Annotated in this window: 19 protein-coding genes and 1 pseudogene; 18 read left to right on the top strand and 2 right to left on the bottom strand. The window is 74.1% G+C overall.

What is annotated here, in order from left to right:
• Window positions 1-378: 378 nt before the first annotated feature.
• From ON36_RS11910 to rfbC, 18 genes and pseudogenes are all read left to right on the top strand, one after another.
• Window positions 379-1,626, top strand: coding sequence for a class I SAM-dependent methyltransferase (locus tag ON36_RS11910; protein WP_043651386.1), 1,248 nt, complete (start codon window positions 379-381; stop codon window positions 1,624-1,626).
• Entirely contained in the window at window positions 1,623-2,405 is a 783-nt protein-coding gene (locus ON36_RS11905; RefSeq protein WP_043651384.1) for a glycosyltransferase family protein, read from the top strand. The genes ON36_RS11910 and ON36_RS11905 overlap by 4 nt, the downstream gene beginning before the upstream one ends.
• Entirely contained in the window at window positions 2,402-3,052 is a 651-nt protein-coding gene (locus ON36_RS11900; protein ID WP_043651479.1) for a PIG-L deacetylase family protein, read from the top strand. The genes ON36_RS11905 and ON36_RS11900 overlap by 4 nt, the downstream gene beginning before the upstream one ends.
• 5 nt (window positions 3,053-3,057) lie before the next feature.
• Window positions 3,058-4,077: an NAD-dependent epimerase/dehydratase family protein gene (locus ON36_RS11895; RefSeq protein WP_043651382.1), complete on the top strand. Its 1,020-nt coding sequence runs from the start codon at window positions 3,058-3,060 to the stop codon at window positions 4,075-4,077.
• 5 nt (window positions 4,078-4,082) lie between these two features.
• Window positions 4,083-5,225: a transferase gene (locus ON36_RS11890; protein ID WP_083885079.1), complete on the top strand. Its 1,143-nt coding sequence runs from the start codon at window positions 4,083-4,085 to the stop codon at window positions 5,223-5,225.
• A gap of 16 nt (window positions 5,226-5,241) precedes the next feature.
• A complete protein-coding gene (locus ON36_RS11885) occupies window positions 5,242-6,075 on the top strand; it encodes a glycosyltransferase family 2 protein (RefSeq protein WP_043651379.1) in 834 nt (277 codons plus the stop codon).
• 14 nt (window positions 6,076-6,089) lie between these two features.
• Complete coding sequence (locus tag ON36_RS11880) at window positions 6,090-7,142, top strand: glycosyltransferase family 4 protein (protein WP_043651376.1); 1,053 nt, start codon at window positions 6,090-6,092, stop codon at window positions 7,140-7,142.
• Complete coding sequence (locus ON36_RS11875) at window positions 7,139-8,293, top strand: glycosyltransferase family 4 protein (RefSeq protein WP_043651373.1); 1,155 nt, start codon at window positions 7,139-7,141, stop codon at window positions 8,291-8,293. The genes ON36_RS11880 and ON36_RS11875 overlap by 4 nt, the downstream gene beginning before the upstream one ends.
• Complete coding sequence (locus ON36_RS11870) at window positions 8,290-9,579, top strand: lipopolysaccharide biosynthesis protein (RefSeq protein ID WP_052313894.1); 1,290 nt, start codon at window positions 8,290-8,292, stop codon at window positions 9,577-9,579. Before ON36_RS11875 ends, ON36_RS11870 begins: the two co-directional genes overlap by 4 nt.
• The gene (locus tag ON36_RS11865) at window positions 9,576-10,580 is read left to right on the top strand and encodes a CgeB family protein (RefSeq protein ID WP_043651370.1); all 1,005 of its coding nucleotides are present in this window, start codon (window positions 9,576-9,578) and stop codon (window positions 10,578-10,580) included. Before ON36_RS11870 ends, ON36_RS11865 begins: the two co-directional genes overlap by 4 nt.
• 12 nt (window positions 10,581-10,592) lie before the next feature.
• Window positions 10,593-11,954 carry a hypothetical protein gene (locus tag ON36_RS11860; RefSeq protein WP_052313893.1) on the top strand — a complete coding sequence of 454 codons (1,362 nt, stop codon included), beginning with the start codon at window positions 10,593-10,595 and terminating at the stop codon, window positions 11,952-11,954.
• Window positions 11,951-13,312, top strand: a complete 1,362-nt coding sequence (locus tag ON36_RS11855) for a Wzz/FepE/Etk N-terminal domain-containing protein (RefSeq protein WP_083885085.1) — start codon at window positions 11,951-11,953, stop codon at window positions 13,310-13,312. The genes ON36_RS11860 and ON36_RS11855 overlap by 4 nt, the downstream gene beginning before the upstream one ends.
• Window positions 13,309-14,642, top strand: a pseudogene (locus ON36_RS11850) (glycosyl hydrolase family 28-related protein). Before ON36_RS11855 ends, ON36_RS11850 begins: the two are co-directional and overlap by 4 nt.
• Window positions 14,639-15,835 (top strand): GNAT family N-acetyltransferase, encoded by a 1,197-nt coding sequence (locus ON36_RS32690; protein ID WP_052313892.1) that lies wholly within the window; start codon window positions 14,639-14,641, stop codon window positions 15,833-15,835. Before ON36_RS11850 ends, ON36_RS32690 begins: the two are co-directional and overlap by 4 nt.
• Window positions 15,832-16,383 carry a YdcF family protein gene (locus ON36_RS11840; protein ID WP_052313891.1) on the top strand — a complete coding sequence of 184 codons (552 nt, stop codon included), beginning with the start codon at window positions 15,832-15,834 and terminating at the stop codon, window positions 16,381-16,383. The genes ON36_RS32690 and ON36_RS11840 overlap by 4 nt, the downstream gene beginning before the upstream one ends.
• Before the next feature lie 13 nt (window positions 16,384-16,396).
• Complete coding sequence (locus ON36_RS11835; protein ID WP_043651367.1) at window positions 16,397-17,719, top strand: glutamate-1-semialdehyde 2,1-aminomutase; 1,323 nt, start codon at window positions 16,397-16,399, stop codon at window positions 17,717-17,719.
• Window positions 17,720-17,840: 121 nt separating this feature from the next.
• Complete coding sequence (locus tag ON36_RS11830) at window positions 17,841-19,094, top strand: glycosyltransferase (protein WP_052313890.1); 1,254 nt, start codon at window positions 17,841-17,843, stop codon at window positions 19,092-19,094.
• A 5-nt stretch (window positions 19,095-19,099) separates the two neighbouring features.
• Window positions 19,100-19,666, top strand: a complete 567-nt coding sequence (gene rfbC / locus ON36_RS11825; protein WP_043651463.1) for a dTDP-4-dehydrorhamnose 3,5-epimerase — start codon at window positions 19,100-19,102, stop codon at window positions 19,664-19,666.
• Here the strand turns inward: rfbC and ON36_RS11820 are convergent.
• Window positions 19,609-23,940 (bottom strand): type I polyketide synthase, encoded by a 4,332-nt coding sequence (locus ON36_RS11820; protein ID WP_083885078.1) that lies wholly within the window; start codon window positions 23,938-23,940, stop codon window positions 19,609-19,611. The genes rfbC and ON36_RS11820 overlap by 58 nt on opposite strands.
• Complete coding sequence (locus ON36_RS11815; protein WP_043651365.1) at window positions 23,937-24,203, bottom strand: acyl carrier protein; 267 nt, start codon at window positions 24,201-24,203, stop codon at window positions 23,937-23,939. The genes ON36_RS11820 and ON36_RS11815 overlap by 4 nt, the downstream gene beginning before the upstream one ends.
• Between the last annotated feature and the right edge of the window lie 16 nt (window positions 24,204-24,219).

Here is a 24,219-nt window from a genome sequence, read left to right as displayed (position 1 = left end):
CGAAGTGTCGCAGAATCGGGCCGAAACGCTACACCCGTGTCGCCTACATCACATGTTACCGACGGGTGGAATCACCGTGTCCACCAGCGCGATTCTGCGAACAGTCGCGGCCGCCGACCAGTGTTTGCACGGGCGTACCAGGACAATCGTCCAAGTAGCATCCATTTCGTCACCGGGATGGTTCGCAGGGGTCAGGAATTTCCGCTCGGCGGAAATTAGCCACGGGCGTGCTAGTGACGGCCGGGACGCCGGTTCGGCCGCCGAGTTCGCGTTGCGAGCCCCGTTGACAGCTTGTATGGTTTCGACCGGATCTTCTGGGGGTCAGGGATCTCACGTTGTTTTCGGTCTGCCGCTGAGGTTTTTGAGGGAGCCCCCCTGTTGTTGTGCCGCCTGTGCAATTCTTCGTCGCTGTCGTCCGTCCTGGATCTCGGTGCGACTCCCCCGTGCGAGAGTTTTCTCCCCGAATCGGCACTCGACGAACCCGAGGTCACCTATCCGCTGCACCTGCGGGTGTGCCGGGACTGCCACCTGCTGCAGCTGCCCGAACTCGTCGCGCCGCCCGCGATCTTCACCGAATACGCCTATTTCTCGTCCTACTCCGACAGCTGGGTCGAGCACGCGCGACGCTTCGTCGACGAGGCGACCCGGCGGCTGCGGCTCGGCCCGGAGTCGTTCGTGGTCGAGGTCGCCAGCAACGACGGCTACCTGCTCCAGCACGTCGGAGCCGCGGGCATCCGGTGCCTCGGCATCGAGCCGTCGGCCAACGTCGGCGCGGCCGCGCGCGCCAAGGGCGTGCCCACCGAAACCGCCTTCCTGGACCAGGATTCGGCCACCGCGATCCGCGCCACCCATGGCCCCGCCGACCTGGTCGTGGCCAACAACGTCTACGCCCACGTCCCGGACCTGCTCGGTTTCACCCGCGCGCTGCGTACGCTGCTGGCCGAGGACGGCACCCTCTCCCTCGAGGTCCACCACGCGAAGAACCTGCTGGACCAGGGCCAATTCGACACGATCTACCACGAGCACTTCCAGTACTTCACCCTGGCGACCGCCATCCGCGCCCTGGCCACCGGCGACCTGACGGTGGTCGACGTCGAGGAACTGCCCACCCACGGCGGATCCCTGCGCATCTGGGCGCGCCCGGGCACCGGACACGAGCCGGGTCCCCGCGTCGCGGCGGTGCTCGCGGCGGAACGCACCGCGGGACTGCACGATCCCCACGGCTATCGCGCGCTGCGCGACAAGGCCGAGTCGGTGCGCCACGAACTGCTGCGCTTCCTGCTCGACGCGCGCGCCGACGGGCTGCGGGTCGCCGGATACGGCGCGCCCGGCAAGGGCAACACCCTGCTCAACTACTGCGGCATCCGACCGGACCTGCTCGCCTACACCGTCGACCGCAATCCCTACAAGCACGGCCGCTACACACCGGGCACCCGCATCCCGATCGCCCCGGTGGAGTTCCTGGCCGAGGACCGCCCCGACGTGGTGGTTCTCCTGCCCTGGAATCTCGAGGCCGAGCTGGTCGCCCAGCTCGCCTACGTCTCGGAATGGGGCGCGCGCCTGGTGATCCCGCTGCCCACCGTCCGGGTCCTCGACGCCGCGCGGGCGCCGGAGGTGGTCTCGTGAAGGTCGTGTTGTTCTGTGGCGGGCACGGCATGCGCATGCGCGCGGGCTCCCACGACGTGCTGCCCAAGCCCCTGCAGATGGTCGGCCCACGCCCGCTGATCTGGCACGTCATGCGTTACTACGCGCACTACGGGCACACCGAGTTCATCCTGTGCCTCGGCTACGGCGCCGAGCACATCAAGGACTTCTTCCTCTCCTACCGCGAATCGATGTCCAACGACTTCGTCATCCGCAACGGACAGGTCGAGCTGCTGCAGACCGACATCAGCGACTGGACGATCACCTTCGTCGACACGGGCCTCGACTCCGCGATCGGCGAGCGCCTGCGCCGCGTGCGCCCGCACCTCGAGGGCGAGCCGTACTTTCTGGCCAACTACTCCGATGTCCTCACCGACGCCCCGCTCGACGAGATGATCGGCAAGTTCACCGCCTCGGGCGCGGCCGCCTCGATGATGGTGGTCCCGCCGCAGTCCTCGTTCCACTGCGTGGATGTCGGCCCCACCGGCGACATCTCGGGCATCACCGCCGTGTCGCGGCTGCCGCTGTGGGAGAACGGCGGCTACTTCGTCCTCACCCCGGAGATCTTCGACCTGCTGCCACCCGGCGGCGACCTCGTCGAGGACGCCTGCGGCGCGCTCGCCGCGCAGGGCAGGCTCTTCGGCTACCAGTACCTGGGCTTCTGGAAGCCCGCCGACACCTTCAAGGAACGCGCCGAACTCGACACCGCCTACCAGCAGGGCGAGCGCCCCTGGATGGTGTGGGAGCGGGCGGGCCGATGATCCCCTGGCACACCGGACCGCTCACCGAGATCGCGGTACTCGGCGCCCACTGCGACGACATACCCATCGGCCTCGGCGCCACCCTGCTCACCCTCACCGCGGCGCTGCCCGGGGTGCGGGTGCGGGCGCTGGTGCTCACCGGCGCGGGCACCGCGCGCGAGGACGAGGAACGGGCGGCGCTGGCGGCCTTCTGCGGCGGCACCCGACCGGACCTCACCGTGCGCGCGCTGCCCGACGGCCGCACTCCCGCGCACTGGGGCGAGGTCAAGGACGCGGTGCGCGAGTTCCGCGCGGGGTCGGCACCGGACCTGGTGTTCGCCCCGCACACCGCCGACCCGCACCAGGACCACCGGCTGCTGGCCGAGCTGGTCACCACCGAGTTCCGCGACCATCCGGTGCTGCGCTACGAGATTCCCAAGTGGGACACCGAATCCTGGCATCCCACCGTCTACGTGCCCTTCGGCGAGGACCTCGCCGCGCGCAAGGCCGCGCTGCTGCGCGAGCACTATCCCTCCCAGGCCGGGCGGGACTGGTTCGACGACCGGACCTTCCTCGGCCTGGCCCGGGTGCGCGGCGTGCAGTGCCGCGCGCCCTACGCCGAGGCGTTCACCTCGGACAAGCTCGTCCTCCAGTTCGGAAGCAGGTAGCCGTCGTGCACGTTCTCCTCACCGGCCACCAGGGCTACCTCGGCTCGGTGCTGTCGCGGCGCCTCGCCGAGGCCGGTCACCGGGTCACCGGGCTGGACCTGGGCTGGTTCGCCGACTGCGTACTCGGCCCGCGCCCGGCCGATCCGCCCGGCTTCCGCGCCGATCTGCGCGACGTGACCGCCGAGCACGTCGCGGGCGTCGACGCGGTGATCCACCTGGCGGCCCTGTCGAACGATCCCCTCGGCTCCCTGGCGCCCGAGATCACCCACGACATCAACCGCCACGCCTCGGTCCGGCTGGCCCGGCTGGCCCGCGACGCGGGGGTGACCCGGTTCCTCTACGCCTCCACCTGCTCGGTGTACGGATCGGCCGACGGCCTGGTCGCCGAGAACGCGCCGCTGCGGCCGCTGACCCCGTACGCGGAGAGCAAGGTCCGCGTCGAGGACGACCTGCTCGACCTCGCCGACGGCGGCTTCTCGCCGGTCTTCCTGCGCAACGCCACCGCGTTCGGCTTCTCCCCGCGACCGCGCCTCGACATCGTGCTCAACAACCTCGTCGCGCACGCGGTGACCACCGGCGAGATCACCGTCCTCTCCGACGGCACCCCCTGGCGGCCGCTGGTGCACGCCGCCGACATCGCCGACGCCTTCCTCACCTGCCTGACCGCACCGGCCGAGCGGATCCACGGCCGCGCCTACAACGTGGGCACCGAGGCCAACAACGTCACCGTCGCCGACATCGCCGGCGTCGTGGCCGAGACCGTGCCCGGCTCCCGCGTCGTGATCACCGGCGAGACCGGTCCCGACCCGCGCTCCTATCGGGTCGACTTCACCGCGGCGCGCGCCGAGCTGGGCTTCACCGCCGCCTGGACGGTGGCCGACGGCGCGCGCGAACTCTACGACGCCTACCGCGAATTCGGTCTCACCGCCGCCGATTTCGGCCGCTTCACCCGCCTGACCCACCTGCGCGGGCTCTCCGGCGCCGGCCGCGTCGACGCCGCGCTGCGTGCGGCCGGGACGGAGTGAGACCCGTGCCGAGCCCGCCGCCCACCCGCTCCGCCGGCCACTCCGCGCCGCGTGCCGGTGTCCCGGGACCGGGCGCCTGTCGCGGGTGCGCGGGCGTCCGGGTCTCCGTCGTGCTCGATCTCGGCGCGGTCCCGGCGACCGATCACTTCCCCGCGCCCGGCGCGCCCGCCGAGGCGCGTCGGCCGCTGCGCATGACCCAGTGCGCGGACTGCGCGCTGGTCCAGCTGGACGCGGCCGCCGCCGAAGGCCGCGAACCCGACAGTGTCGAGCCGCGGGCGCTGCGCGAGCAGGCCGCCGCGGCGGTGGCCGCGGTGGCCGCCGACGGCTGGTTGCGGGGTCGCACCGTGCGCGAGTTCGCCAGCCCGCACGGCGGGTCGTGGCTCGGTGAGCTGCCCGGGCTGCGTCCGGTCGCCGACGGCGCCGCCGACGTGGTGATCGATTCCTTCGGGATCATGCACGAACCCGACCAGGCCGCCGCCTTCGCCGCCCGCGCCGCCGCCACCGCCGCGACCGGAGTGCTTCTGCTGCAATACCATTCGCTCGCCGCCATCGTCGACGGCGGGCAGTGGAACGCGCTGCGGCACGGCCACTACGCCTACTACACCCTGCCGGTGCTCGCGCGCCTGCTCGCCGCGGCGGGCATGACGGTGACCCGGGCGTGGCGGTTCGGACTCTACGGCGGCACCGTCCTGCTGGCCGCCGTCCACGGCGCCGCCGCGCCCGACGACACCGTGCGCGCGCTCGCGCGCGAGGAGTCGGCGCGCACCGGTGCGGAGGCGGTGCGCGGTCTCGGTGCCGCCGCCGAGCGCGACCTGCGCACGGTCCGCGCGTGGCTCGTCGACGAGCGCGCTCGCGGACGGACGGTGTACGCCTACGGGGCGGCCTCCCGGGCGGTCGCGGTCTTCGCCGCCGCCGGACTGGACCGCACGCTGCTGGCCGGGGTCGCCGACGCCGCCCCGGCCAAGCAGGGCCGCCGCATGCCCGGCACCGACATCCCGATCGTGAGCCCCGCCGAGCTGGCCGGCGCCCGGCCCGACGCGGTGTGGCTGACGGTGCCCGATCTGTATCCCGAGGTCCGCGCGGCGCTGCCGGAACTCGACGGCCGCTGGGTCATCGACCCCGCCGACCGTGTCCCCGCCGCACGCTGAGTAGGAGCCCTCCCCGATGTCCCCGACCCTGTCGGTGTGCGTCCCGGCACTCGATGCCGGGCGCACCCTCGAAGCGACCCTGCGTTCCCTGCTCGACCAGGACGTCGACTTCGAACTCGTCGTCCTCGACAACGCCAGCACCGACCGCACGGCCGAGATCGCGCGCTCCTTCGACGATCCCCGGCTGCGCTACCACCGCAACCTGTCGATCCTGCCGATCGGGGCCAACTGGAACCGCGCGGTCCAGCTCTCCCACGGCGAACTGGTCAAGGTGGTCTGCGCCGACGACATCCTGCTGCCCGGCGCCCTGTCCCGTCAGGTCGCGGTCATGGACGACCCCTCGGTCGCGGTGAGCTCGAGCCGGTTCCGGGTCATCGACGAGGCGGGGGCGGTCCTCGAGGACGGCCTCGGCCTGCCCGGCCTGGTCGGCGACCGCTCGGCCCGGACGCTCCTGCGGACCCTGGTCCGTCGTGGGCCCGCCGACTTCGGGCCCACCGCGGCGGCGATGTTCCGGCGCGCCCTCGTCGACCGGGTCGGCGGCTTCCGCGGCGACCTGGTGTTCCCCATGGACATCGACCTCGTCGCCCGCACCGGCGTGTTCGGCCGGTTCGCCGGGCTGCCGCAGGTGCTGGCGGCCTGGCGGCATTCGTCGTTCAACCTGTGCGCCACCACCTCCACGGTGTCGAAGTTGCGCGAGCAGTGGCGCTTCCACCATCGTCTCGGCGCCGAGTACCCGGCCCTGCTCGGGGCGGTGGACGTGGTCCGCGGCGACGCCCGGCTGGCCCGCACCGTGCTGCACCGCGCCCGCGTGCGCGCCACCGCGGCCGTGACCGGGGGGAGCACGGCGTGAGCGTCCACGTCCACATGACCGGCGCCGAGTGGTTCGCCGCCGCCCCCGGCGGGCTCAACCGGTACTTCACCGACCTCTACACCGCCCTCGCCGCGCGGCCCGAGATCACCGTCAGCGCGGCGGCTTTCGGCGCCGCGCCCGCCGGCGCGACCAGCTGGGGTCCCACCGGCGGCGGCACCGTGCGCCGCGCCGCCGTCGCCGCGGCCGACCGCGGCCACCGGCTGCCGCGCGGCGCCGTGCTCGACCGGCACTTCGCGCTCTACGGCCCCGCGCGGCGCTCCGGGCCGGTGGTCGTGCACTTCCACGGGCCATGGGCCGGGGAGAGCCGCGCCGCCGGGGCAGGCGCCGCGGCGGTGCGCGCGAAGTACGTCCTCGAGCGGCTGCGCTACCGCGGCGCGGACCGCTTCGTCGTGCTGTCGCGCCACTTCCGCGACCTGCTCGTCGACGACTACGGCGTCCCCGCCGACCGGGTGGTGGTCATCCCGCCCGGCATCGACACCGACCGCTACACGGTCGGCCCGGCCACGCCCGCCGCGCCCACGGTCCTGTGCGTGCGCCGCCTCGAGCACCGGATGGGCATCGATCGGCTGCTACGCGCCTGGCCCGCCGTCCTGGACGCGCACCCCGGTGCGCGCCTCACCCTCGTGGGCACCGGCACCGCCGAGGCCGAACTGCGGGCACTGGCCACCGCACTCGATCCCCGCGGCACCGTCACCTTCACCGGCCGGGCCGACGACGCCGACCTCGCGCGCCGCTACCGCGAGTGCGCGGTGACCGTCGTCCCCTCGGTCGCGCTGGAGGGCTTCGGCCTGATCGCGCTGGAATCCCTGGCCTCGGGCCGGGCGCCGATCGTCACCGACTGCGGCGGCCTGCCCGACTCGGTGCGCGGCCTCGACCCGAGCCTGATCGTCCCGGCGGGCGACAGCGACGCGCTCGCCGCCCGCCTCGTCGCCGCCCTGGACGGCGGGGTACCCGACGCCGCCCGCTGCCGCGCCCACGCGCGCACATTCTCCTGGGCGGCCGCCGCGGCCGCGCACGCCGCGCTCTATCAGGAGCTGGCCGGATGACGCGCGCGGTCTTCCTCGCCCACACCGCCGCGCCCTCGGGCGCGGAGCTGGCCACGATGCGGCTGATCGCCGCCCTGCGCGCCTGCTCCGACGTCGACGCCTCGATCGTGGTGACCGAGCCGGGCCCGATGGTCGCGACGATGCGGGCGCGCGGCATCCCGGTCACGGTGTACGACAACGACTTCGACAGCCGCTCGATGACGCTGTCCGGCGCGGGCTCCGGCCCGCTGCCGGTGCTGCGCGGGGCGGCCCGGCTGGCGCGGCTCGGGCTCCGCCTCGGCGCCGAGATCCGCGCGGCCGAGGCCGACGTGCTGGTCGCGGTGAGCGTCAAGGCCCTGCTCATCGGGGCGGTGGCCGCCCGCCGCGCGCGCGTGCCGCTGGTCTGGCAGGTGCACGACCGGGTGAGCGCCGAGTACTTCGGCCGGTTCCTGGCCACCGCGATCCGGCTGCTGTGCCTGCTGTGCTGCGCGGGTGCGATCGCCAACAGCCGCGCGACCGCCGCGTCGCTGGGGCTGCGCCGGGTGCCGACCGTCGTCGCCTACCCCGGTGTGGAGTTCGGCGCCGACCGCCCCCGGGCGGGCCAGCGACCCGCCGCCGAGGCGGTGGTCGCGCTCGTCGGCAGGCTGACGCCGTGGAAGGGACAGGACGTGGCCTTGCGCGCCCTGGCCGCCACCGCGGTGCCGCCGCGCCGCGTGCTGGTCGTCGGCGGCACCTTCTTCGGCGAGGAGCCCTACCGCGCCCGGCTCGAGGCGCTCGCCGCCGAACTGGCGCTGCCGGCCACCTTCACCGGCCACGTCGACGATCCCGCGCCGCACCTCGACGACGCCGACGTGCTCGTGCACTGCTCGGTGGTCACCGAACCCTTCGGGCAGGTCGTGGTGGAGGGCATGGCCGCGGGCTGCGCGGTGATCGCCGCCGACGCGGGCGGGCCCGCCGAGATCGTGCGCGACGGCGTCGACGGCCTGCTCGTCACCCCCGCGGTCGCCCCGCTCACCGCGGCGCTGGACCGGCTGCTGGCCGACCCCCGGCTGCGCGGCGCGCTGGGCGCCGCCGCCCGCGACCGGGCCCGCGCGTTCGACGTCACCGAATCCGCCCGTGTGGTCGCCGGGTTCCTGACCGCGATCGCCGGCCGCGAGCGGGTGCCGCGATGAGCGGGCAGCCGCGCGCCCGGGCCCGCGAGATCGGCGCGGTCGCCCGCGACGTCGGCTTCGTCATGTTCGGCAAGTACGGGCAGTACCTGGTCACCCTGGCCACCGTGCCGCTGACCGCGCGCATCCTCGGCACCGAGGGCATGGGCCTGCTGGCCGTCGGCATGGCCGCCTACTTCGTCGGCTCCCTGCTCGTCGACCTGGGGATGACCTCGTTCCTCGCGGCCCGCGTCCCCGAGGGCGGCGACCGGCTCGCCACCCTGCGCGGCAACTACCTCGTCATCCGCGCCTGCGTGCTGGCGGCGATCGGCGCGGCCGTCGCCGTGCAGTGGGCGGCGGGGGCGCCACCGGTGGTGCACATGGCCTGCCTCGGGCTGTTCGTCGGCGGGCTGTGGGCGCTGTCGGAGGACTGGTTGCTCATCGGCGCGGGCCGGTTCGGCGCGTCCACCGGGTATCAGGGCATCGCCCGGCTCGGCTATCTCGTGCTGCTGGTCGTCCTGCTGCCGCACTTCCCCTCCGCCGGGATGGCGCTGCTGTGCCTGCTCGGCTCGGCGGTGGTCGTGCTGGCGCTGACATGGCTCGACGCCACCCGGCGCTACGGGCTGCCCGGCCGTCCCGCCGGCGTCGGGGCCACCCTGCGCCTCGGCGCGCCGGTGCTCACCGGGCGGCTGCTGGTGAGCAGCTACGGGCAGGGCTCGGCCGTGGTGTACGCGGCGGTGCTGGACGCGGTCTCGCTCGGATTGTTCTCCGCGGCGGACCGTCTCGTGCGCGCGGTGCAGTCGCTGCTGGACCCCATCGGCCTGGCGATGCTGCCGCGCATGGCGCGCGACCAGCCCGCCGACCGGTTCTGGCGCACCGCCACCCGGGTCCTCGCGGGCTGTGTCGCCGCGGCCGCGCTGGCCACCGGTGTGATCTGGGCGGTGGCGCCGTTCGTCATCGACCTGCTCTTCGGCGCGGAATTCGGCGGGGCGGTGGCGGTGCTGCGGCTCGAGGTGCTGATCCTGCCCGCCACCACCATCTCCTCGTTCCTCACCACCGCGGTCCTGCCGGTGCGCCAGGACACCACCGGCGTCCTCGCGGGCGCCGGGGTCGGCGTCGCCGTGGCCGCGGTGGCGCTCCTCGCCGGCCTGCTCACCCACTCGGTGTGGGCGCTGGCGGGCGGCATCGTGGCCGCCGAGATCGCCGTCGCCTGCTGGTACCTGCTGCGCGCCCGGCACCTGTACCGCCGCGACCGCGACGGCACCGTCCCCACCCCGGTTCCGGGACACCCGATCGGAGAACACGTATGAAGATCCTGTTCGCCGGCGACGACTGGCTGGGCAGCAACGCCCGCTCCCTCGCCGAGGGGTTCCGCCAGGCCGGGCACGAGGTCGTCGTGGTCGACACGACGCCGGTCACCCTGCCCCCTCGCTGGACTCCGTCGTGGACCTACGCCAAGGTCGCGGGCCGGCGCGCGCCGCACAGCGTCGACGCCGTGCACACGCGGCTCGAGCGCGCGGCCGCCCAGCTGCGCCCCGACGTGCTGTTCGCGTTCAAATCGGTGTACCTGGACCAGGACCGGCTGCTGAACATCCCCGCCGCCCTGCGGGTGCACTACAGCCCCGACGACGTGTCCAACCCCTACAACACCACCCCGGACTACCTCGCCAACGAGGCGCGCTGGGACCTGGTGGTCACCACCAAGCGCCACAACGTCGAGGAGCTCACCGCCCGGGGCGCGCAGCGGGTGCTCTACGTGCGCAGCGCCTACGACCCGGCCTGGCACCGGCCGAGCGCGCGGCGCGGCTCGCGCCGCTACCTGGTCGGTTTCATCGGGGTGGAACGGCCCGACCGGAGCCCGGCGGTGGTGTCGCTGGCCCGGACGCACGGCGCGCGGATGCTGGTGTCGGGGCCGGGGTGGCGCAAGAACTCCGCGCTGCGCGCCACCCGCGCCCAGATCGGGGACGGCGCCTTCGGCGAGCAGTTCTCCATCACCGTCGCCTCCATCACCGCCAACCTGGTCCTGCTCAATTCCGACAACCGCGACACCCACACCTGCCGCAGCTTCGAGGTGCCCGCCGCGGGCGGCCTGTTCGTCGGGCAGCGCACCGACGAACACGCCGAACTGCTCGCCGACGGCACCGAATGCCTGCTGTTCTCCAGCGCCGAGGAGCTCGACGAGATCCTCGGCTGGTGCGCCGATCACCCCGAGGCCGCCGACGCCATGGCGATGGCGGGACACCGGCGCATCGCCGCGGGCGGGCACCGCTATCTCGACCGGGCGAGGGAGATCATCGATGTCCTCGGCTGAGCCGGAGTTCCGGTGACGGGCGCCGCGGGCGCGCTGCTCGCGATCGCCGCCGCCCTGATCACGGTGGTGCTCGCCGCGCTGAGCATGTCCGGGGTGATCCGGGTGCTGCTCGTCGCGCAGGCGATCTACTGGGCGATGTCGTATCTGGCCCGGCCGGTGGTGCTGCTGTGGGTGAATCCCGAGCCGCGCTTCGGCGACAACATCGCCGATCCCCGCCTGGCGCAGTTGGGTTTCGACCGCGGCCTCGAGCTGGTGCTGCGTCCGGTCGTGTTCGGGCTGTGGGTCTACGCCGCGATCGTCGTCGCGCTGGCGCTGTGGTGGCGCGCGCGGCCGCGCCCGGCCCGGGTCGCGCGCATCCTCGACGATCCCGTCTTCGCGCCGACCCTGTGGACCCTCTACGTCCTCGGTACCCTGGCCAGGCTCGCCGCCGTGGCCACCGGCTCGGCGGGGCGGGCGGGCGAGGTGTCCAGCGCCAGCCCGGTGCTGACCCTGGCGACCACGCTGGCCACGGTCGGCGCGGTCGGGCTCATCGTGTACACCCGCGCGCACCGCTACGGCGCCACCGTGGCGATCCTGCTCGGGCTCATGGCGGGCGAACTGTGGTGGACGGTGTCGGTGGAGTCCAAGACCCCGATCATGGGCGCGGCGCTGGCGGTCGCGGTGCGCTTCGGGCTGACCGGCTGGACGCGGCGCAAGCTGGCGACCATCACCGTGCTGTCGGTGACCGGTGTCGGCGCGTTCGGCTGGCTGCAGTCGCTCAAGGCCACCGGGCACGTGCGCGCCGAGGCCGCCGCCACCGACGCGGGGTATCCGCCCGTGGTGCAACCGTTCCTGAGCCTGCTGCGCCGCTTCGACCTGCTCGAGGCGGCCACCGACGCCGCCTACGCCGGGCCCGGTTCGTGGCTGAGCTGGGACCAGGTGCTCACCCACGCGGCGCAGAGTCTCGTGCCCGCCCAGATCCTCGGGCGGGAGAAGATGCAGGCGGGCACCGCCTGGGCCGCCGAGGTACGCGGCGGCTCGGTCGACATGAGCCAGATCTCGGTCTCGCTGGCCGAGGGCAATGTCAACGAGGGCTACGTGCTCGGCGGCTTTCCCGGCGTGGTCGCCGGTGTGTTGTTCACCGCCGTGGTGCTCGTCCTGTGGGCGCGTGCCGTCTACGCCCGCAACGTCGTCGCCGTGGTCATGGCCATCGCGCTCATCGAGGCGCCGGTGGTGTTCGAGCGCGGCATGCTCGGCTCCGTCGAGACCGTCGGCAAGTATCTGCAGGCCGTCGTGCTGGTGGTCCTGGTGTATCTGGCGGTCGGCGCCCTGCGCCCCGCCGCGCCACCCGCACCCGCGCCGCTCCCCGTTTTCGCAGGAAGGACCCCTTCGTGACTCTCGACGCCTTCTGGGTGCTGTTGCGCCGCCGCTGGACCGCGATCGCGGCGGGCGGGTTGCTCGGTCTGCTGGCCGCGCTGGCCTACGCGCAGCTGAGCCCGGTCAGCTACGCCGCCTCGAGCACCCTCTACGTCTCGATGGCGACCGGCACCTCGGTCAACGACTCCTATCAGGGCGGCCTCGCCGCGCAGCAGCGGGTGCGCTCGTACCTCGAGCTGGCCGACAGCGCCGCGGTGGCCGAACGGGTGCTCGCCGAACGCAAGCTGCCGATGTCCGCCGAGGAGTTGCGCACCCACATCACCGCCACCTCGCCCCCGGCGACCTCGCTGCTGATCATCACCGTCACCGACGGCACGGCGGCGGGCGCGCGCGACCTCACCGACGCGGTGGTGGCCCAGTTCCGCAGGCTGGTCGACGAATTGGAGACCATCGAGACCACCGCGGCTCCGGCCGCGCGGGTGGCGGTGGTCGACCGGGCGAAACTGCCGGCCGGGCCCGAGGGCCCCGGCGCGGGCAGGCTGGTTCCGCTCGGCCTGGTCGCCGGGCTCGCGCTCGGCGTCGGCGCGGCCATGCTGTGGGACCGGATCGACCGCAGGCTGCGCAGCGCCGCCGACCTCGAGCACGCCACGGGCCTGCCGGTGCTGGCCAAGCTGAGCCGTGACCCGGGCCCGCTCGACCCGCCGGTGCGCGCGCTGCGCACCGTGCTGCGCACGGGCCTCGACGGCGACGGCGTGGTGGTGCTCAGCAGCGTCTCGCCGCGTTCGGCGCCCGAAGTCGGCCTCGCCCTTGCCCGTTCGTTCGCCGCCACCCGCGCGCGGGTGCTGCTGGTCGACGCCGACACCACCGGCACCGCCGCGCTCGGCCCGGCCCGGGCTCCCGGGCTGGCCGAACTGCTGCGCCGCAACGGCGGGCCCGTCGCCGAACTGCTGCACCCCGACAGCGAATTCGGGGTCACGCTGCTCCCCCTCGGTGACGTCGCCGCCGACACCGCCGACGCGCTCGCCAGCGGCGCGCTGGGGCCGGTGCTGGCCGACCTGCGCGGCCGCTTCGACATCGTCATCATCGAGGCGCCGCCGGTGCGCGGCAATCCCGAGGCCGCGGTGCTGGCCGTCGGCGCCGCCGCCGTCGCGGTCGCCGAACTCGGCACCCTGACCGCCGCGGACTTCGCCGCGGCCGAGTCCGCCTTCACCCGCGCGGGCGCGATCGTCACCGGCGTCGTCGTGGCGGGCCGCCGCGGGCGCCGCCGCGCAGGCTCCGGCGGTGCCACGCCGCTGCCCGCCGCCCCGGTGGACGAGGTGACCGCGGTGTTCGAGCCCGCCGAGCGCGAGACCCCCAAGCGGGTGACCACCCGGTGACGACCGACCGCCTGGGCAGACGGGGCATGCTCGCCGCCGCCCTCGGCGTCGCGGCCGCGACGCCCCTGGTGGCCTGCTCGCTCGGCGCGGGTACCGCCGCCGCGGCCACCGCGGCGGCCCGCAACGTCCGCGATTTCGGGGCGGTCGGCGACGGGGTCGCCGACGACACCGCCGCCTTCGCCGCCGCCGCGGACGCGGGGGGCCGGCCGGTGGTGCTCCACATCCCGGCCGGGCACTACCGGATCACGGCCTGGCCCGACCTGCCCGACTTCTCGACCGTGCACGGCACGGCGGCGACGCCACCGTGGTCGGCTGTGAGGGCGACGGCACGCTGATCCACCTGCGCCGTCGGCAGCGGGTGCGCTTCGCGCAGTTCGGGCTCTATCTCACCGGCGCCCGCGCCACCGCGATCCGGCTCGACGAGTGCTTCCGCTGCTCGTTCGAGGGCATGGTGATCCGGGGCAACCATCTCAGCGACAACCATCCCCGCTACCTGGCCCAGACCGGCGTGGTCCTCGACCACAACACCGGCGGCACCGCGTTCATCAACTGCGACATCAACAATTTCGACGTCGGCCTGGTCACCGCGTGCATCCAGAACTACGTCACGGCCTCGAAGTTCGCCAGCAACCACATCGGCGTCCACGGGACCGGCAACGACCACAACGCCGGATTGTCGCTCACCGACGTCGAATTCGTCTCCGACAACGATCCGCGCACGACCAGCCGCCACATCGACATCGACGGGGCCGCCAACAACTGGTGGCTGACCAACATCTGGTTCGAGGGCGCCGACACCGCGATCACGGTGGGCAGGCGCGGCATCGGCGGGCCCGCGCAGTTCGGCATGGTCAACTGCAAGGTCGCCGCGCGCAGCGTGTGCCTGGACATCGAGTACTGCCGACAGCCCTATCTGGCCAACGTGCGCTTCGACCCCGACACCGAGCGGATGCCGCTGGAACTGCGCATCGACGCGGCCGGCTGTCCGGAGGGCACGGCCATCAACCTCATCTCGAGCGCGGGCGAGGACCTGCCCGCCGCCACGTTCCCGCCCGCGTGGCAGGTGCTGGCACGCACCCACATGCCCGATCCCCAGTTCCGCGGCACGCTGGTGGCGACCGCCGGGGAGGGCCGGGCCGACATCGCCCGCTTCCAGTCACCGCAGGGCGCGCCGGTCGCGGCGGTGCTGGCCAGCGGCGCGCTGCTGTCGGAGCGGGCCGACGGCGGGGTGGTGCTGCGCGACGAGACCGGCGCGTTCTGGCGGCTCACCGTGCGCCCCGACGGCTCGGTCGCCACCGCTGCCCTCGGCCGGGATCGGCCGCAGCGATGACCGGCGCCGTCGACACCGCGATCGGACCGGCCCGCACGGGCGGGCGGTCGATCCGCCTGCGCCCGCTCCGGCTCGACGACGCGGGCGAGTGGCGGCGGATCCGGATGCGCGACGAACGCCGGCTGCGGCCGGTCACCGCCACCTCCCGCCACGGCTGGCCCGACCGGCATCACGATCACGCCTGGGCGGCGGAGTGGTGGTCCGCCCGCCGCGACGCCCGCGCGGGCCGCCGCTACGCCTATGTCATCGAGGTCGACGGCCGCTTCGCCGGGCAGTGCCAGCTCGGCTCGGTCGACACCCACACCGGCACCGCCGAACTCGGGCTCTGGCTGGATTCGGCCCACGCGGGCGGCGGCATCGCGGGCACCGCGGTGGCCCTGCTGCTCGATGCCGGTTTCACCGCCGTCGGCCTGCACCGCATCACCGCCCCGATCGCCGTCGGCAACACCGTCGTCGCCGCAGGCGCGGCCAGCCTCGGCATGCGCCACGAAGCGACCCTCACCCGCTACTTCGACGCCGACGGCGCCCGCCGCGACCACCAGCTGTGGGCGATAACGCGCCCCGAGACGCCCGACGGCGGCTTCACCGCCGCCTGGACCCGGCGACCGCACCGCAGCACCCGCCCCGACCCGGCCGGCCTCGCCACCGACGGCCACGACCGAGCCGGCCACCGCGATCCGGCCGCCGGGGTCCCTGTCGGGACCGTCGCCCGGGTCGTCCTCCGCCAGACCGCCGGTGCCGTCCGCCGCCGGTGCCGGGGATGGATCCCCCGGCCGCGGACCGTGCTGGTCGCCGCGCCGGGCGTCACGCTCGCCGGCGAGCGGTGTGCCGATCTGGCGAGCCGCCGCGGCAGGCTGTTCACCGTCGTGCGCGAGGGCGACCTGCTCGGCTTCTGCCGTCTGTTCGGCCGGGACATGTTCGACCGCAACCTGTCCGCCGAACTGATCCCCCTCACCCCCGCCTTCGGCGCCGCCCTGCGCGCCGACGTCCTGCGGGCCCTGCGCCACCACGCGAGCGACGACCTCGGCGTCGTCCGGCTGACGCTGCTCGTCCCGACCGCCGACGGCACGACCACCGCCGCCGCCGGGCCCGCCGGATTCGCCGTCGAGGGCACCCTGCGCGATGTCCGCGACCACACCGGCGCGCACGGGGACGTGGCCGTGTGGGCCTGGCTGATCCCGGAGCGCCGATGACGTCCCGGCGCGCGAAGGTTCTCGTCCGCGTCTCGGCCGCGGTCCTCGTCGCGCTGGTCGCGCTGGTCCTGGCCGGGCTGCCGGTCTTCGTGTATCCGCAGACCGACCCGCCGACCCCGGCCGACGCGGTCGTCGTCCTCGGTGGCACCCCCTACGAACGGTTCGACATCGGATTGGACCTCGCCGAACGCGGCTACGCGCCGCGCCTGGTCATCTCGCGCTCGACCGGCCTCGACGACCCGGTCATGGACCGCTACTGCGCGGGCGAATTCCGGTTCCCGGTGGAATGTTTCGTGCCCGACCCGTGGACCACGCGCGGCGAGGCCCGCGAGATCGGCAGGCTGGCCGCACGCTACGGCTGGCAGCACATCATCGTGGTCACCTTCACCCCGCACGTGTCGCGGGCGCGCTACATCGTCGGGCGCTGCTTCGGCGGCCGCATCACCATGGTCGCCTCGCCGAGCCCGTCCGGGGCGGAGTTCTGGTCGTGGATGTACGTCCGGCAGTCCGCGGGCTATCTGCGGGCCTTCACCGAACGCGGATGCTGAAGGAGGACGAACGATGTCACACACCCGCAGTGCCGCGCTCCAGGCCCGGCTGCACGATCTGGTGCCCGGCGGCGCGCACACCTACGCGCGCGGGGCCGATCAGTATCCCGAGCGCATGGCCCCGATCCTGTCCCGCGGCGCGGGCTGCCGGGTCTGGGACTGCGACGGCAACGAATACGTCGAATACGGCATGGGCCTGCGCTCGGTCACCCTCGGCCACGCCTACCCGCCGGTGGTCGAGGCGGTGACCAGGGCGATCGCCGACGGGGTGAGTTTCTCGCGGCCCACCGAGCTGGAACTGGCCGCCGCCGAGGACTTCCTCGCCCTGGTGCCCGGCGCGGACATGGTCAAGTTCGGCAAGAACGGTTCCGACGCCACCACCGCCGCGGTCCGGCTGGCCCGCGCGGTGACCGGGCGGGTGACCGTCGCGGTGTGCGCGCACCCGTTCTTCTCCACCGACGACTGGTTCATCGGCACCACCGCCATGAACGCAGGCATCCCCGATCCCGGCACCGTCGTGTTCCCCTACAACGATCCCGCCGCGCTCGAGGCGATCCTGTCAGGGCGCGAGATCGCCTGCGTCGTCATGGAACCCGCGACGGCGACCGCCGAACCGGAACCGGGCTACCTCGAGCGGGTCCGCGCCCTGTGCGACCGCTACGGGACGCTGCTGGTCTTCGACGAGATGATCACCGGATTCCGCTGGTCCCCCGGCGGCGGGCAGCAGGTCTACGGCGTGCGCCCGGATCTGTCGTGCTGGGGCAAGGCCATGGGCAACGGGTTCCCGATCTCGGCGCTGGCGGGGCGCCGGGAGTTCATGGAACTCGGTGGCCTGCGCACCGACCGGCCCCGGGTGTTCCTGCTCTCCACCACCCACGGGCCCGAGACCGCCTCGCTGGCCGCCTTCCGCGCCGTCGTGCACGCCTACGCCACCACCGATCCCGTGCGCGCCATGGACTCCGCGGGCACGGCCCTGCGCGACGGATTCGCCGCGATCACCGCCGAACTCGGCATCGCGGAGTTCCTGTATCCGGCCGGCCGCCCGTCGTGCCTGATGTTCGTCACCGCGGGCACCGACGGATCACCGTCACAGGCGTTCCGGACCCTGTTCCTGCAGGAACTCATCCGCGGCGGCGTCCTCGGCCAGTCCTTCGTGGTCTCCGCCGCCCACCGCCCGCCCGACATCGACCACACCCTCACCGCCGTGCAGGCCGCCGCGCTCGTCTACCGCCGCGCGCTCGAACAGGGCGGCGTGTCCGGCCTGCTGGAGGGCCGCCCCGTCGTCCCCGCCGTGCGCCGCCACGCCGCGCCGCGCCAGCTCGGGCTCCCGTCGTGAGCACGGTGGCATCGGCGCCGCCGACCGGCCCGCACGCACCGACGACCCGCCGTCGCGGCAGCCCGACCGCTTCGGACGCCGGGACGCCGACGCGCACCATCCGACAGATCGAGATCTCCTCATGAACACTCCCCGCGTGGCGATCGTCCACGAACGCTTCACCGAATACGGCGGCTCCGAGGCGGTGATCGACGAGTTCACCCGGACGTGGCCCGGCGCACCAGTTTTCGCCCCCATCGTCGATCCGGCCGCGCACCCCGTTCCCGCCGGCGCGCTCCCGGCGCGGCACGACACCGCACCGGGAGGCGCGGACCGGCCGACGGCGCGTCACACCGAACCCGGCGGCCTGGACTGGTCCACGGTGCGTGATTCCTGGCTGGGCGCCGCGTATCGGCGCACCGGCCGCCGCTCGCACGCCCCGCTGTTGCCGTTCGCGCCGCGTGTGCTGCGCCGCCTCGAACTGGGCGACCCCGACGCCGTCGTGGTCAGTCATCACGCGTTCGCCACCCAGGCCGCACTCGCCACGACCGCGCCGGTCATCGCCTACGTGCACAGCCCGGCCCGCTGGGCCTGGGACGCCGAGTTCCGCAGGCGCGAAGCGGGCGGACCGCTGGGCGCGGCGGCCCTGACCGCGCTCGGCCTGCTCGCCCGGCGCGGCGAACTGCGTGCCGCGCCCCGACTCGCGCAGGTCGTCGCGAACTCCACCGCCGTGGCCGAGCGGGTCCGCGACTGGTGGGGGCTGCCCGCGAGTGTCGTCCATCCGCCGGTGCGCGTGGACCGGTTCACCTGTGATCCGGCCGCCGAACGCGCGGACTTCCTGCTCTTCGCCGGCCGCCTGGTCCCCTACAAGCGGGCCGATCTGGCGATCCGGATCGCCCAGCGCACCGGTCGCCGCCTGGTGATCGTCGGCGACGGCCGCGACCGCGCGTACCTGGAATCGATCGCGGGACAGGAGACGGAATTCCTCGGCGCCGCGCCGGACCACGTCCTGGTGGCGATGTATCAGCGATGCGCGGCGCTGCTCATGCCCGGTATCGAGGACTTCGGCATCGTCCCGGTCGAGGCGATGGCCTGTGGCGCACCGGTTCTCGCGGTCGGCGCGGGCGGCGCGCTGGACACCGTCGTCCCCGGAGTCACCGGCGCGCACGTGCCACCGGGCTCCGACGAGGAGGTCGTCGCGGCGCTCGCCGAGGTGGTCGACGGGTTCGCCCCCACCGCGCTGGATCCGGCGCGCATCCGCGCCCACGCCGAGAGTTTCGCCCCGGCCCGGTTCCGGTCGGCCATGGCCGATGTCGTCGACCGCACCCTGCGCGGCACCGACGGCGCCCCGGAGTCCCGCTCCCTCCGGCCGGACGACGGGGTGGTGACCGCGTGAGCACCCTGCGCGTCGAACCGACCCGGCTGGCCGGGGTGTACCTGATCATTCCCCGCCCCGCCCACGACGAACGCGGCCTGTTCACCCGGACGTTCGACACCGTCGTGTTCGACGAGCACCTCGGCGCGGGCGCGTCCGCCGCCTTCACCCAGGACTCCCAGTCGCGGTCCCGGCGCGGCGTGGTCCGCGGTCTGCACGGACGGTCCGGTCGCGGCGAGGCCAAACTCGTGCGGTGTGCCTCCGGCGCGGTGTTCGACGTCCTGGTCGACATCCGCCCCGATTCACCGACCTTCGGCGACAGCCAGACCTTCGTCCTCGACGACGAGAACTTCCATCACCTCTACGTGCCGCCCGGCTTCCTGCACGGCTTCCAGGTTCTCACCGCCCGCGCCGACGTGTGCTACCGCATTGACCGCCCGCACGACCCCGCCGAGGACATCGCCGTCGCCTACGACGACCCCGACCTGGCCATCGCCTGGCCGCGACCGGTGACGGTCGTCTCCGAGCGGGATCGTCACGCACCGAGCTGGGCGGCGCTGCGCGCCGCGACCGCGTCCGCGGGCGGTCGGTGACCGCGAGGCGCACGACGGGGCCGTGGGCCGGGATCCTGGGGCGCCTCGGCCGCGACCCGGGACAGTTCCTCGGCGAGGATCTTCACGGTGTCGCGGATCTGTTCCTCGGTGTGGCAGGCGGTCACGAAGAACCGCAGCCGGGCCAGGTCCTCCGGGACGGCCGGGTACAGGATGGGGTTGACGTTGATCCCACGGCGCAGCAGGGCATTCGACAGGCGCAGCGTCTTCATCGAGTCGCCGACGAGGCAGGGCACGATGGGCGTGCCCTCGCTGTCGCCGGTGTCGATGCCCGCCTCGCGGGCCAGCCCGAGGAACAGCGCGCTGTTGCGCCGCAACCGCGCGAGGAGCGCGGGGTCGGTGCGCAGCCGGCGGATCGCGGCGGCGGAGGCGGCGGCGTTCATGGGGGTCATGCCGACGCTGTAGACGAAACCGGGGGTGGTGTACTTCAGGAAGCGGATCAGTTCCGCGCTGCCCGCCACGTATCCCCCGCACCCGGCCAGCGCCTTGGACAGCGTCCCGGACCACAGCTCGACGTCACCGCGGTCGACGCCGAAGTGCTCGCCGATGCCGCCGCCCGTGGCGCCGAGCACGCCGACGCTGTGCGCCTCGTCGATCATCAGCATGGCCCGGTGCTTCTTCTTGACCGCGATCACGGCGGGCAGATCGGGGATGTCGCCGTCCTGGCTGTAGACGCCCTCGATGAGGATCAGCACGCGGCGGTAGCGGTGGCGCATCTCGGCCAGCAGGGTGTCGAGGGCGGCGATGTCGTTGTGCGGGAAGGGCCTGCGGGTCGCCCCGGACAGCGCGCAGCCCTGCAGGATGCTGTCGTGGGCCAGGCTGTCGTGGATCACCAGGTCCTGCGGGCCGACCAGGTGGCCGACGACCGTCACGTTGGTGGAGTGACCGCCGACCAGGGCCATGGCGTCCTCGGTGCCGAGCAGCGCGGCGAGCTCGGCCTCGAGCTCGCCGTGCACCGGCTTCTCTCCCGACAGCACCCGGCTCGCCGAGACCGAGCTGCCGTAGCGGTCGACCGCGTCCCGCACCGCCGTCACCACCGCCGCGTCGCCGGACAGGCCCAGGTAGTTGTAGCCGGCGAAGTTCACGACCTCCGTGCCGTCGATGCGGACGGTGTCGCGGGTGATCCCGTCGTTGACCAGGAAGTAGGGGTTGGCCAGGCCGAGCGCCTCGGCGCCCGCGAGCCGGTCGGCGAGCGCGCGCACCTCGGCGAAGTCGGCGATCCGGTATTCGGGGGTGACCGCGACGGGCGGAGCTTCTTGCTGCGCGACCGGATCCGGCCGCGCGGGCACCGGTTCGGCCGCCGCGCGCGTGCCGCAGTGGGCGACCAGATCGCCCAGGGTGGTCGACTCGGTCACCACCGCGGGATCGAGGACGGCGCCCGGCAGCCGGCGGGCGAGGGCGCCGAACAGGTCGGTCTGCATGAGCGAGTCGAGGCCCAGATCCGCGCGCAGCGTCTGCTCCTCGCGCAGGCGTTCGGCGGGATAGCCGCTGACCCGCGACAGTTCGGCGCGCACGATGTCCGCGGCGGGCGGGGGTTCGGCGGCGGGCGCCGCGGGCGCGGGCGGCGCGCCCAGCGCGGTCGCCAGCACCGCGTTCTGCTCACGGAAGAGCGCGATCAGGTGTTCCATCGTCGTGTCCTGGGTTGCCGGGATCGTGGTGGGCCGGGTCGGTTCCGGGGTGGGCGCGGGCGGTTCGATCCAGAACCGGTCGTCCCGGGAGAACTCGTAGGCGGGCAGGCGACGGCGAACCCGCTGCCGGGGTTCGTAGAGGGCGTCCCAGGCGGGATCGAGACCGTCGCGGTAGAGCGCGGCGACGGTGGCCGCCTGCTCGGTGCCGGTGGCGTCCGGGCCGGGTAGGGGTGCCAGACAGGGGATGTCGCGGCTGGGGTCGAGGCGGCGGGCGAGGCCGGTGAGCACGCGGCGGGGGCCTATCTCGACCAGATGGGTCGGGTCGGTGTCGAGCGCGGCGGCGAGCGCCTCGCCGAAACGCACGGTGGCGCGGACGTGTTCGACCCAGTAGGCCGCGTCCATCGGCTCGTCCGCGCCGAGCAGGCGGCCGCGCACGGTGGAATAGACCGGCACGGTCGCGGGCCGGTAGGTGCGGGCGCGCGCGACCGTCTCGAACTCGGCCAGCATCGGCGCCATCAGCGGGCTGTGGAAGGCGTGCGACACGGCCAGCGGCTCGGCGGCCACCCCGCGCGCGGCGAGGGCGGTTCGGATCGCGGCCAGCGCACCGGCCGCTCCGGAGAGCACGAGCTCGCCCGGCCCGTTGACCGCGGCCACCGCCACCGCAGGCGCGCCGTCGAGCAGATCGGCGACCTGTGCGAGCCCGGCGCGCACCGCCAGCATCGCCCCGCCGGACGGCAGCGCCTGCATGAGCCTGCCCCGGGCCGCGACCAGGGCACACGCGTCGGCGAGGTCCAGTACGCCCGCCACCACCGCCGCGGCGAACTCGCCGACGCTGTGGCCGATCAGCCACGCCGGACGGACGCCGCTGTCGGCCAGGGACCGGGCCAGGGCGTACTCGAGGGCGAAGATGGCCGGCTGGGCGATGCCCGTGCCGTCCACCTCGGCGCGCTCGTCGAGCAGCAGGCGCGCGACCGAATCGCCGAGCGGATCGGCCATGGCGGCGTCGACGGCGGCCAGCGCGCGGCGGAACGCGGGACTGCCCGCGTGCGGCGCCCGCCCCATCCCGGTGTACTGCGACCCCTGCCCGGTGAACATCCACCCGACCCGCAGCCCCCGCGCGAGCCCGGCACCGGTCCCGGACCGCAACCCCTCGATCGCCTCGCCACGGTCACGCGCCGTCACGGCCAGCCGGATCCGCCCCGAGGACTTGACCCGGTTGCTCGTCCAGCACAGCTGCGCGAAGCGGTCGCCGTCGCAGGCGGCCACCGCGTCGGCCAGCCGGATCGCGTTGCGCCGCAGCGCGTCCTCGGTGTCGGCGGACACGGTGAGCACCCCGCCGCCCGGCGCGCCGGGCTCCTCGGCCCGTGCCACGCCGGCGACGACCATGTGCACGTTGGTGCCGCCGAGCCCGAAACTGCTCACCCCGGCCGTCGAGGGCCCGTCCAGGCGCAGCGGGTCGGCGAGCAGCCGCAGCCCGTGCCGGTCGAGCCGCAGCCGCGGATTCTCCCGCTCGGCGAAGCGCGAGGCGGGCACCACGCCGTGATGCAGGGCCAGCACCGTCTTCACCAGGCCCGCGACCCCGGCCGCCCCCTCGGTGTGCCCGAGATTGCCTTTGACCGAACCGATGCCGCACGGGCGCGCCCGGCCGGTCCCGTGCAGCGCGCCCAGCGCCTTCACCTCGATCATGTCCCCGAGCACCGTCCCGGTGCCGTGCGCCTCCAGGAAGTCGACGTCGGCCGCGCGCACCCCGGCCCGGCGGTAGGCCTCCTCGACGACCGCCTGCTGGGCCCAGCGGTTCGGGGCGGTGATGCCGTTGCTGCGCCCGTCGGAGTTGACCGCGCTGCCCTTGATCACCGCGTAGACCGGCAGGCCCGCCGCGCGCGCGTCCGCCAGCCGCCGCAGCACGAGCACCGCGACTCCTTCGCCGCGCACGATGCCGTCGGCGTCGCCGCTGAACGGCTTGCACCGCGCGTCCGGCGCGGACAGACCCGCCTGGGTGTAGAACACGCCGACGGCCGGGGTGAGGACCAGGTTCACCCCGCCCGCGACCGCCTGCTCGCAGTCCCCCGCCGCCAGCGCCGCGCAGGCCAGGTGGACCGCCACCAGCGACGAGGAGCAGGCTGTGTCGACCGCGATGCTCGGCCCGGTCAGGTCGAACTGGTAGGAGAGCCGGTTGGCGGTCATGAAGTAGCCGTTGCCCGAGCCGTGCTGCGGGGTGATCGCGGCGTAGTCGCGCATCTGCAGGTTGGCCCACTCGTTGGCCATCACCCCGACGAAGACGCCGGTGCGCGAACCGGATTGGGCCCGCGGGTCGAGGGTGGCGTCCTCGAAGGCCCGCCACGTCGACTGCAGGAGCAGGCGCTGCTGGGGATCCATGGCCTCGGCCTCGGCCGCGGTGATGCCGAAGAAGTGGTGGTCGAAGGCGTCGGCGTCGGCGAGGAACCCGCCCTGGCGGGTGTTGATCGTGCCGGGGGCACCTGCGGGGTCGTGGAAGTCGTCGGCGTTCCAGCGGTTCGCGGGGACCTCGGTGATGGCGTCGCCGCCGTCGAGCAGCATCCGCCAGAATGCCGCCGGGTCGGGCGCCTGCGGGAAGCGGCAGTCCAGGCCGACGACGGCGATGTCGGTCATGCGGCCACCGCCGTCTCGCCGGCCAGGTACGCCGCGATGGCGTCGATCGTCGGGTGGTCGAAGACGAGAGTGGGGTCGACGTCGAGGCACCAGCGGTCCTCGATCTCCCCGCACAGCGACACCGCCGAGACCGAGTCCATGCCGAGTTCGGCGAGCGGGACGGCCGGATCGACCTGGTGCGGTGCGCGATCGGTGTAGTCGGCGACGCGGTCGACGAGCCAGTCCCGGATCGCGGGCGGTGTGGTGCTGAGGGCGGCGAACATGGCGGGGCTCCTGGCG

Source organism: Nocardia thailandica NBRC 100428 (assembly GCF_000308795.1).
GTDB lineage: Bacteria > Actinomycetota > Actinomycetes > Mycobacteriales > Mycobacteriaceae > Nocardia > Nocardia thailandica.
Note: the sequence above shows the minus strand (reverse complement) of the source record. Positions and strands in the feature narration are given on the sequence as shown.

Bases quoted from the DNA above. Each gene is read 5' to 3' on its own strand.
- ON36_RS11900 (WP_043651479.1), top strand. From the start codon at position 2,402: ATGATCCCCTGGCACACCGGACCGCTCACCGAGATCGCGGTACTCGGC.
- ON36_RS11885 (WP_043651379.1), top strand. From the start codon at position 5,242: ATGTCCCCGACCCTGTCGGTGTGCGTCCCGGCACTCGATGCCGGGCGC.
- ON36_RS11880 (WP_043651376.1), top strand. From the start codon at position 6,090: ATGACCGGCGCCGAGTGGTTCGCCGCCGCCCCCGGCGGGCTCAACCGG.
- ON36_RS11875 (WP_043651373.1), top strand. From the start codon at position 7,139: ATGACGCGCGCGGTCTTCCTCGCCCACACCGCCGCGCCCTCGGGCGCG.
- ON36_RS11870 (WP_052313894.1), top strand. From the start codon at position 8,290: ATGAGCGGGCAGCCGCGCGCCCGGGCCCGCGAGATCGGCGCGGTCGCC.
- ON36_RS11865 (WP_043651370.1), top strand. From the start codon at position 9,576: ATGAAGATCCTGTTCGCCGGCGACGACTGGCTGGGCAGCAACGCCCGC.
- ON36_RS32690 (WP_052313892.1), top strand. From the start codon at position 14,639: ATGACCGGCGCCGTCGACACCGCGATCGGACCGGCCCGCACGGGCGGG.
- ON36_RS11840 (WP_052313891.1), top strand. From the start codon at position 15,832: ATGACGTCCCGGCGCGCGAAGGTTCTCGTCCGCGTCTCGGCCGCGGTC.
- ON36_RS11835 (WP_043651367.1), top strand. From the start codon at position 16,397: ATGTCACACACCCGCAGTGCCGCGCTCCAGGCCCGGCTGCACGATCTG.
- ON36_RS11830 (WP_052313890.1), top strand. From the start codon at position 17,841: ATGAACACTCCCCGCGTGGCGATCGTCCACGAACGCTTCACCGAATAC.
- ON36_RS11820 (WP_083885078.1), bottom strand. From the start codon at position 23,940: ATGACCGACATCGCCGTCGTCGGCCTGGACTGCCGCTTCCCGCAGGCG.
- ON36_RS11815 (WP_043651365.1), bottom strand. From the start codon at position 24,203: ATGTTCGCCGCCCTCAGCACCACACCGCCCGCGATCCGGGACTGGCTC.